Annotated in this window: 7 protein-coding genes; 2 read left to right on the top strand and 5 right to left on the bottom strand. The window is 68.2% G+C overall.

Annotated features, from left to right (window positions below; all coding sequences use genetic code 11):
• Positions 1 to 138: 138 nt before the first annotated feature.
• The 3 genes from ABZ783_RS37140 to ABZ783_RS37130 all read right to left on the bottom strand — a co-directional run bounded on the left by ABZ783_RS37140 (position 139) and on the right by ABZ783_RS37130 (position 3,833).
• Positions 139 to 1,689, bottom strand: coding sequence for a GMC family oxidoreductase N-terminal domain-containing protein (locus ABZ783_RS37140; RefSeq protein ID WP_357447837.1), 1,551 nt, complete (start codon positions 1,687 to 1,689; stop codon positions 139 to 141).
• 469 nt (positions 1,690 to 2,158) lie between these two features.
• Positions 2,159 to 3,241 carry a questin oxidase family protein gene (locus tag ABZ783_RS37135; protein ID WP_357447834.1) on the bottom strand — a complete coding sequence of 361 codons (1,083 nt, stop codon included), beginning with the start codon at positions 3,239 to 3,241 and terminating at the stop codon, positions 2,159 to 2,161.
• Between the two features lie 10 nt (positions 3,242 to 3,251).
• Entirely contained in the window at positions 3,252 to 3,833 is a 582-nt protein-coding gene (locus tag ABZ783_RS37130) for a dihydrofolate reductase family protein (RefSeq protein WP_357447830.1), read from the bottom strand.
• A gap of 102 nt (positions 3,834 to 3,935) precedes the next feature.
• Here ABZ783_RS37130 and ABZ783_RS37125 point away from each other — a divergent pair, with 102 nt between their 5' ends.
• Complete coding sequence (locus tag ABZ783_RS37125) at positions 3,936 to 4,961, top strand: DUF5937 family protein (RefSeq protein WP_357447827.1); 1,026 nt, start codon at positions 3,936 to 3,938, stop codon at positions 4,959 to 4,961.
• A 148-nt stretch (positions 4,962 to 5,109) separates the two neighbouring features.
• Positions 5,110 to 5,835 (top strand): SDR family NAD(P)-dependent oxidoreductase, encoded by a 726-nt coding sequence (locus ABZ783_RS37120; protein WP_357447824.1) that lies wholly within the window; start codon positions 5,110 to 5,112, stop codon positions 5,833 to 5,835.
• Between the two features lie 388 nt (positions 5,836 to 6,223).
• Here the strand turns inward: ABZ783_RS37120 and ABZ783_RS37115 are convergent, their stop codons facing one another.
• Positions 6,224 to 6,925 (bottom strand): Rid family hydrolase, encoded by a 702-nt coding sequence (locus ABZ783_RS37115; RefSeq protein ID WP_357447821.1) that lies wholly within the window; start codon positions 6,923 to 6,925, stop codon positions 6,224 to 6,226.
• On the bottom strand, positions 6,922 to 8,535 hold the full coding sequence (locus tag ABZ783_RS37110; protein ID WP_357447818.1) for a flavin monoamine oxidase family protein: 1,614 nt from the start codon (positions 8,533 to 8,535) through the stop codon (positions 6,922 to 6,924). Before ABZ783_RS37110 ends, ABZ783_RS37115 begins: the two co-directional genes overlap by 4 nt.
• Between the last annotated feature and the right edge of the window lie 394 nt (positions 8,536 to 8,929).

Here is an 8,929-nt window from a genome sequence, read left to right as displayed (position 1 = left end):
CCACTCGGCCAAACCCGAACCAGCCACCTCACCCAACTCGACCTCGCCAGCTGAAAGCGACACGTCATGGTTTGGCCATTCCCCAACGGAGTCCTGAAGGGACCGGGATTCCTCGCTAGGCCACGTTGAATCGTGGCGTCAGGCGCGACCCAGAATAAGCCGGCCGCAACGGTCGCCGATCATCATCGACGGGGCGTTGGTGTTGCCCGACGTGATGCTGGGCATGATCGCGGCGCTGGCCAGCCGCAGGCCGGTGACGCCGCGCACGCGCAGCTGGAGATCCACGACGGCGTGCGCGTCGGTGCCCATCCGGCAGGTGCCCACCGGGTGGAAATCGGCCTGGGAATAGGTACGCACCGCTTGGATCAGCTCCTTCCTGGTGCGGACATTCCGGCCGGGGATGGCGCCGGCGTCGTCGGTCACCCAGTCGCGCAGTCTCTTTGAGTTGATCAGTTCAAGGGCCAGCTTGTAGCCCTCGAGCTGCGTCTCGAGATCTTCCCTGGTCCGCAGGAAATTCGGCTGGATGATCGGCGGGACGGCGGGATCGGCCGACCGCAGCTTGACATACCCTCGGCTGGTCGGGTGCAGGTTTATCACCCCGATCGATGTCGAGTTTCCGGGATAGGGCGGATACCCGTCGCGTGTGTAATAGACCTGGAACTGGTACGCGGGCGTCCCTGGCACTCGCCCCCTGCCGGTGAAGACGTTGACGTCCATCGCGGTAAGGTGCGACGCGGGCTCGGGTGCGCGGAGCGTCTTCAACGCCACGGAGATCAGGTGGTCGTGCAGGTTGGCTCCGACGCCGGGCACGTCGGCGACAACCGGGATGCCGAGTGGCTCCAGATCGCACGCCGCACCGATGCCGGACAGCTGAAGCAGGCGAGGGGTGTTGACCGTGCCCGTGCTGACGATGACCTCCCGGTCGGCCCGGACCGTGAACTGGCGACCCCCCGCGTTGATGACGACACCGTCGATCGCTTTCCGGCGATCGAACGTCAGCCGCGCAACCTCCGCATCCGTCATGATCGTCAGGCGCGGGTCGGTGAGGTACGGGATCAGGAACGAGGTGAACGCATCCTGGCGAATCTTGTCCACCACGTTGAGCTGCGTGTAAGCGACACCGAACTGGGTGGCGCCGTTGTAGTCGGGGTTGAACCTGTAGCCGACGTCGACGGCCGCGTTCACCCAGGCTTGGGAAAGCACGTTGCGCTGCGTCAGCTCACTCGACGGCCTGATGGGTCCGGTCAGCGCATCCAGCGACGGTCGCACGCTCGCGTAGTCCCAGCCGACAGCGCCCTGGGCGGCCCAGCTGTCGTAGTCAGCCGGATTGCCCCGAACCCACACCATCCCGTTCACCGAACTGCTGCCGCCCTCGAGCTTCCCGCACACGAACGACTGCGGCTGGTTCAGCAGCTCCTGCTGCGGCACCGACTGGTATGGCCAGATGAGCCCCGAGCCAGGCGCCGTCAGCGTGCCCGACTTCGTGAAGTCCCGGACCTCCGGCAGGTCGTTCGTGCCACCGGCCTCGATCAGCAGCACACTCGCCCTAGAGTCCGCCAGCAGTCGCGCGGCCAGCGTGCACCCGGCCGAGCCCGCTCCCACGATGACGTAGTCGTAGCGGCGAGATGCCGCGCCTGCCGTTCCCGTGGTCGAGGCGAGTCCGACCGACACCGCCGACACACCGAACACCTTTAGCAGGGTGCGTCGAGTGAGACTTCCGTCCTGCACCCGGCGAGCGAGTTCGTCCGGATCTTGCCAGGTGTTTTGATGTGTCCTGGACATCAGCGTCCTCTCAAGCTGGAGGGATACGTCTCAGATGGCCGCCGGTGACTTCAGCGGCGGAACATCATGATTAACACTATGGCGAACGTATTCATGGATCAGGTCTCATGTGGAGTGTGTCGGGTTTTCCGGTAGCAGGTAATGGGGGTGGGTACAACCAACCAACGGCTCATCGGCCTCTCAAGGGAGAGACGCCAGATGACGACCGAGACCACCGAGGGGCAGCCGGTTGTGGAGCAGCTCATCGAGCGGCTGTGGGGCTTCGTGGAGGTTGACCTACAGCGACTATCCGAGCGTCAACACAACAGGGAAAGGAGCTGACCGGTGACCGGTATCGAGGGCTTCATTCGCCGTTAAAAGGGAGATGATCGACCCGTTAGGGACGGTCGATCAGCTCGCCGGCGTGCAGGGTCGCGGCGAGCAGCTCGGGGTTGCCGGTGCGGTCGTACGACTCGGCGGCCGTGTCGGCGAACTTCAGGACGTGCTCGTCGCCGTGCTCGGCTGCCCGCTGGAGCGTGTCCTCGCGGGTCAGCTCGGGATAGCACCGGACGATCTCCGCGAACGGGGCCGGCTGGGCCGGGGCGTACATCGCGACGAGCGCCACCACGGCCGCCCAGGCCGCCGTCAGGCTCGGCAGCCACTGCTCGGTCGGAAGGACCGGGAGCACGTGCCGCACGGCGTTGGGCGCGGTAGCGGCGTGGACCAGCAGGACCGGCGAGCCGTGGCCGAGCCCGAGGTATGCCTTAGCGGCGCTGTCGACGAGCGACTCCAGCCGCGCCGGGACCTCGTCGGCGGATGCGGCGGGTTCCAGCGCGCGTAGGCTCGCGGCCCAGCCGGGGCTGTGCTCGAGCCGGTCGAGCCGGTGGGCGATGAAGCCGCTCTGGTCCGTGAGCCGGGTGACCGCTGGCAGGGCCTGTTGCGGTGTGCGGGTGCCCTCCGGGGCGACCACCCCGGCGAGCTCGCGGTAACGCGCCGCCCAGAACGCCAGCCCGTGGGCCAGCTCGTCGAGGGTCTGGCGGGCCGGGGCGCGAGTGGTGCCGCGCAGTGTACGCACCGCGTGACTGACCCGGATCACGCCGTGGGTCGAACCGGCCACGATCCCTGGCAGCAGCCGCGGCCACCACTCGACGAGCACCTCCGGCCACGGGCGCTCGGTCAGCTCGTGCCGGAAGTACGCGGTCCAGTCGGGCAGCCGTCGCGCCTGGCCCAGCGCCATGCCCCACTCGCCGGGTTGGATGGCTTCGTTGATGCTGGGCAGCTCCGCCAGTCGGCGTACGTAGCGGTCGAGCCAGCCCTCGACGTCGATGTCGAGCCCTCGCCGGACCATGACCTCCACGGCCATCGGGCCGTGGTTGGTCATCCCGTGGTTACCCTCCTCGTCGCCGCCGAACTCCGGCCCGTACGCATGCAGCCGTTCGTACGCTGCGGGCAGTGCCTCTGTCATCGATGCGCGGTTCATGGCGGCCACCTCAGTGGATGACGTCGTAGACGAGCTTGGTGATGCCGTTGGCGTACGTCTCGGACTCGACCACCTTCAGCATCTGCTTCTCCTTGTCGGTGTTGCTGAACATCCGCTTGCCGGCCCCGAGCAGCACCGGGAAGACAAGCAGGTGGTAGCGGTCGATCAGGCCGGCGTCGGAGAGGTTGCGGGCGAGGGTGGCGCTGCCGTGGATGATGATCGGGCCGCCGTCGGTCTCCTTGACCTTCGCGACGTCGTCGAGGGAGCGCAGGATCGTGATGTCGCCCCAGTTGTCGACGAGGGCGTTCTCGCCGAGGGTGGTCGAGACGACGTACTTCGGCAGTTCCTTGAGGGCGGCGAAGTCCTCCATGTCCGGCCACACCGGCGAGAACACCTCGTAGCTGGTGCGGCCGAACATCAGCGCGGTGGCCTCCTCGGTCTCCCGGCCCTTGAGCTCGTACGCCTCCGGCAGGAACTCGATGTCCTTGTAGGTCCAGCCGCCGCTGCGGTGGGCCTCGGAGCGGCTGCCGCCGCCGGGAGAGTCGACGACGCCGTCCAGCGAGACGAAGGCGGTGTAGATCAGCGTGCGCATCTTCGATGTCCTAACCGTGGTTCGAGTGGATGGGTCCAGTCTTCGATGGCGTCACCCGCACGGCCACGATTAGGCTCAGGCCGAATCGGAAGGGGCGGCCGCGTGATCCACCTGCACATCACGGCAGCCGACCTGGCCAGCGTACGCTTCGCCACCTCGCCCCTCATGGAGACCATCGCCAGCCTGCGCACACTGGCCGCCGGCAGGCAGGGGCGGCACCTGCACCGTCCCTGGGTCGATCGGTTCGCCGAGCGAGCGGGCCGGCTGCGCAAGCGCGACCTGGACCTGCTGCGGGCGCTGGTGCGTCCGCAGGGCTACATCCCCGACTTCCTGGTGCCGCCGCCGGCTCGCCGGTCCTCGACCTTCGCGGACGCGCTCGCGCAGGTGACCGACGCCGATCCGGAGATCGTGGCGCAGGAGTTGGCGCACCTGGCGGCCCACCGGGTCGCCCAGCACGGACCCGGCGGGGAAGGGCGGCAAGCCCTGCTCCAGGGGCTGCTGCACCGGCCCGATGCGGGCATCAGCCCGATCACCGAGGCGCTCGAGGCGTACCACCGGATCGCGATCGCCCCGGACTGGCCACGGATCGATGCATTACTCAACCACGACATCGCCTACCGACTCGATGCCCTGGCCGACGGCGGCGTCGACCGGATGATGAACGGCCTGCACCCGTCGGTCACGTTCGCAGACCAGACGCTGAAGATCGTCAAATACTACGAGGGCCACGCCGACTGCGGCGGGCGCGGCCTGCTCCTCGTGCCGTGCGCCTTCGCCTGGCCGGACGTCCTGGTGCGGACCGCGCAGCCAGCGTCCCCCAGCATCTCCTACTCCCCGCGCGGCCTCGGCCGGCTCTGGGAAAAGCACCCCAAGCAGACCGGCCCGGCGCTCGCAGACGTCCTCGGACAGACCCGGGCCGCCCTACTGGCCCAGCTCGACCTACCGATGTCGACCAGCCAGGCCGCCACCCAGATGGCGCTCTCCGCCCCGACGCTCAGCGTGCACCTCCAAGCGCTGCGCGCCGCCGGGCTACTCACCTCACGCCGGGCAGGCCGACAGGTGCTCTACTCGCGAACCGAACTCGGCGACCGACTGCTCAGCGAAGCAAACCGGCAGCCCAACGCCTGAGCCCGCCCACCCACGACCAGGGACCGGGCGGTGTTCCATCGCATCCTACCTCCGTTGGTAAGCGCTTTCCGGCGTTCGAAACGGTGATCGAGATCTGCGTATGTGGCAGAGAGAAGCAGCCTCGCCCTCATCGACTACGATCTCCGGAATGCGTGGTGCTTCCAACCCGATCGCGTTGGTGACCGGGGCGAATCGCGGTATCGGGTTCGAGGTCGTCAAGCAGCTTGGACGGCTGGGATACGTGCCGATCGTGGCGTCGCGTGATCGCGGGCTGGGCGCAGCCGCCGTCGAGCGGCTGGCTGCCGATGGCGTGGCGGCCGGGTGTGTCGAGCTCGACGTCACCGACGAGGTGACGGTACAGGCGGCCGCCGAGTGGATCGACCGCCGGTACGGGCGGCTGGACGCGCTGGTCAACAACGCGGCGATCGCGGTCGACGATGTGCCGCCCAGCCGTCTGCCGGTCAATTCGTTCCGGCGCACATTGGAGACGAATGTGATCGGCGTGTTCGCCGTGACGACCGCGATGCTTCCGTTGCTTCGGACCGCGGCCAGCGGCCGCATCGTCAACATGTCGTCTGGATCAGGGTCGCTGGCTCTGACCAGCGCCGCTGACTGGCCGCAGGAATGGAACGCTGCCGCCTACCCGACATCGAAGTCGGCGGTCAACGCGCTGACCGTGCAGTTCGCCATCGAGCTGCGAGGCACCGCCATCAAGGTCAACTCGGTCGATCCTGGATATACGCTGACGGAGATGTCACCCGGCGCGACTCGGACCGCCGCCGAGGCAGCCGCGGTCGTGGTGCGGTTCGCAACGTTGGACGAGGACGGACCCACGGGCGGATTCTTCAACGCCGAGGGCCCTCTCCCCTGGTAAGAGCCGCACTCAATAGGTGCTTATCAACCGTGGACGGCGCCGCGTCCGCGACGACGCGCAGTCCGGATCGCTGCAGTCCCGGACACCGTTGGCAGCGTCGTGCGATGGGAGGTCGCGCTCGATCAGGACGGCAAACGTGCACTCATCGCTCAGGGCAACGATCCCGTCCCCGTAGGCGAGGCGAACCCTCCGCGCTCAGAGGTGCAACTGTGGGCGCTTGACAATTTGACCGGCTTCCCCCGATTTCTCTCACCAACTGAGGTGCGGGTCCGTGGTATCGGACCGCCGTGCACCGTCCGGCGCGTCGCAGAGCACCGCCGACCCGTCGCCGGGGGGATACGGACATCCCCTACGCGACGGGTCGGCGGTACCTACGCGACCGGTGGAGTCACTCGCCCTTCGACGGGTAGGCGGCGTCCACCTCGACCTCGACCAGCCAACCGTTGACCGGCAGGTTCTCGATCTCGAGCGCGAACCGCGACGGCCGGGCGGGGTTGACCACCATCGGCGTGGCCGGGGCGGCCGACCCGAGCGGCACGAGCACCGGCTTGCCGGTCGGCAGGCTGGTGTTGGCGAAGAACTGACGGTAGGCCCGGTTCCAGCCGTTGAAGTCCATCCGCTCCTGGCCGGCGGGGTTCTGGAGGAACACCCGCATGGAGATGACGTCGTCGTAGGACAGGCCCGCCTTCGCCAGGTTCTCCCCGATGCGGCGCAGCACGTTGATGCCCTGCGCCTCGGTGATGGTCACGCCGGGCGGCAGCACACCGCCCGGAAACACCTCGGTGTCGATGTAGCGCGCCTCCGAGCCGGCCGGCGCGGCCGTGTTCAGGGCCGCCGGGCCGAGGCCGCTGGTCTTGTAGATCGCCGTGCCCTTACCGATGGCCACCCCGTCGGCGATCATCGGGTTGTCCTGTCCGGCGGGGAGCACGCTGACCGTGGTACCGGGCCGTGGCGGGAAGAGCCCTCCGGCGGCGGCAACCGTCGGGATGGCGAGGAGAACGGCGGCGGCTGGGATGAGGATGCCGAGTCGGCGCACTGCGGGGGCCTTTCTGTTGCTGCGGATGCCGGGGGTGACGGCGGGCGTGCTCACGCGGCCGTGACCCGGGCGTGGATGGACTCGACGGCGACGCGGGCGGAGACCATCGCGCCGTGCTGCCACGCGATGGCGTGGCTGAGGTGGTCGCCGGCGAAGTAGACGTTCCCGGTCGGCTCCAGGAGACTGCGGTACCCCGCGCCCGTCTGGCCTCCGACCGCGCCGGGCCAACCGACCCACGCACCCTCGGAGAACGGCGTGGAGGCCCAGTCCTGGGAGAAGGACGCGGTGATGCCCTTGCCGTACACGTCGCCGAAGATCTTCTTGCCCTGCGTGACCGCCTCCGCGAGCCGCTGCGGCGGGGTGAGGTTGCCGTAGAAGTTGGCGTTCGCGCCGGTGTTGTAGTAGCCGATCATCGTGCCCCGGTCGCCGTGGTAGCCGTACGACGGGTGCCACATGTTCGCGAGGTTGGTGTTGGCGTTGGTGATGCCGCCGTAGATGCGGAAGTCCTCCTCCCACCACCGGCGGTCGTACTCGATGCCGATCTTGCCGGCGTTGGTGACGCTCACCGACCCGAGCGCGGTGACGACCGCGGTGGGCAGGTTGGACTTGATCTTCGCGGCGATGTGCGGAGGCATGGCGTTGATCGCGAAGTCGCCGGTGATCTTCTTCGTACCGCTCGGGGTCGTGTAGACGACCTCGACGCCGTCGGCCGTGTTGTTGTACTCGACGATCCGGGCGTTGTAGCGCAGTCGGCCGCCACCAATCGCCTTGGCGAAGGCGTAGGCGATCCGGTCCATCCCGCCGACCGGCTGGTACATCATCATCGCCTGGTCGAAGCCCATCTCGAACGAGAAGTAGTTGCCCAGCGTCGAGGCGAAGAGGTCGGACATCGCGTACTGCGGGATGGGCGTGCCCGCCTCCAGACCGGCGCCCGGCTGCGGGTCGTAGCCACGACGCCCGCCGCCGTTGTACTTGAAGCTGGCCGCCGGGTCACCCGTGACCCGGTTCCCGATGGCGCCGAAGCTGCGCAGGTAGGTGAGCAGTCGCTCCTTGTCCTCGGCGGTGAGGTACTGGTCGAGCGACCCCTGGTCGGTGGCCTTCGCGAGCAGCTCGGCCGTGTAACCGTAGGCGTCCGCCTTGGCGGCCCGCTGGCGGACCGGAACGCCGTTGAGGGCACCCGGCACGTTCTCGCGGTAGAGGAACGCGTCGGCGTTCTGGTTGGTGAAGACCTCGATCGGGACGCCGAGTTCCTTGCAGTAGTCCAGCGTCACGTGCATCTGGGGGATGCGCCCGGGGCCCGCGTTCATGTACTGGTCCTTGGCGAAGGTCGCCTTCTGGGTCTGACCCTTCAGGTCGGTGTAGGTGTCCCCGCCCCGCACGGTCCAGTTACGGCCACCGGGCCGGTCGCGGCCTTCCAGGATGGTGACGTCGTAGCCGCCCTTGAGCAGCTCGTACGCCGCGGTGAGGCCGGCGATGCCGCCGCCCATCACGATGACCGTCTTCCTGCCGTGCCGGCCGAGGTCGCTCTTCTTCAACGGTGTGAACGGGGGTGTCTCCGCCGCATGGGCGCTCGTCAGGCCGAGCGCGCCCATGCTGTGCAACATGACGCCGGCGCCGCCGGCGATGCCGACGCGGCGAAGGAAGTCCCTGCGGGTCTGGCTCAAGTCAAGCCTCCGGGGGTGCGGGTTGGTGATCACCCAGGACGCTAGGAACCCCTCGTAAAGCTGGTGAATCGCGAATGAGTCGGCCGCGTCACGTACTGGCTGGTAGATCGCCAGTTTGATTGCGAGGCCGGGCCGACTCGACCAGCGCGAGGACGCTCGACCGCGCTGCGGCCGAGCAGCAGGTCAAGCGGGGTACGGCACCGGCTGAGCGCAGGCAAGGACCACGACGCCCGGCAGGAAAATCGGCAACTGCCGCTCTCGGAGCACGGCATGGCAGCGTGGGTAGGGTCCTGTCCATGGCAGCGTCTGACCGGAAAATGAGCCTGACCAGGGCGGGTCTTGTGCAGGGGGCATCGCCGGGCTGGTGGGGGCCGGTCCGGTGTGATGTTGGTGG

It is taken from the genome of Micromonospora sp. NPDC047738 (assembly GCF_040642675.1).
In the GTDB taxonomy this organism is placed as follows: Bacteria; Actinomycetota; Actinomycetes; order Mycobacteriales; family Micromonosporaceae; genus Micromonospora.
This window is presented reverse-complemented; position numbering and strand designations above follow the sequence as displayed.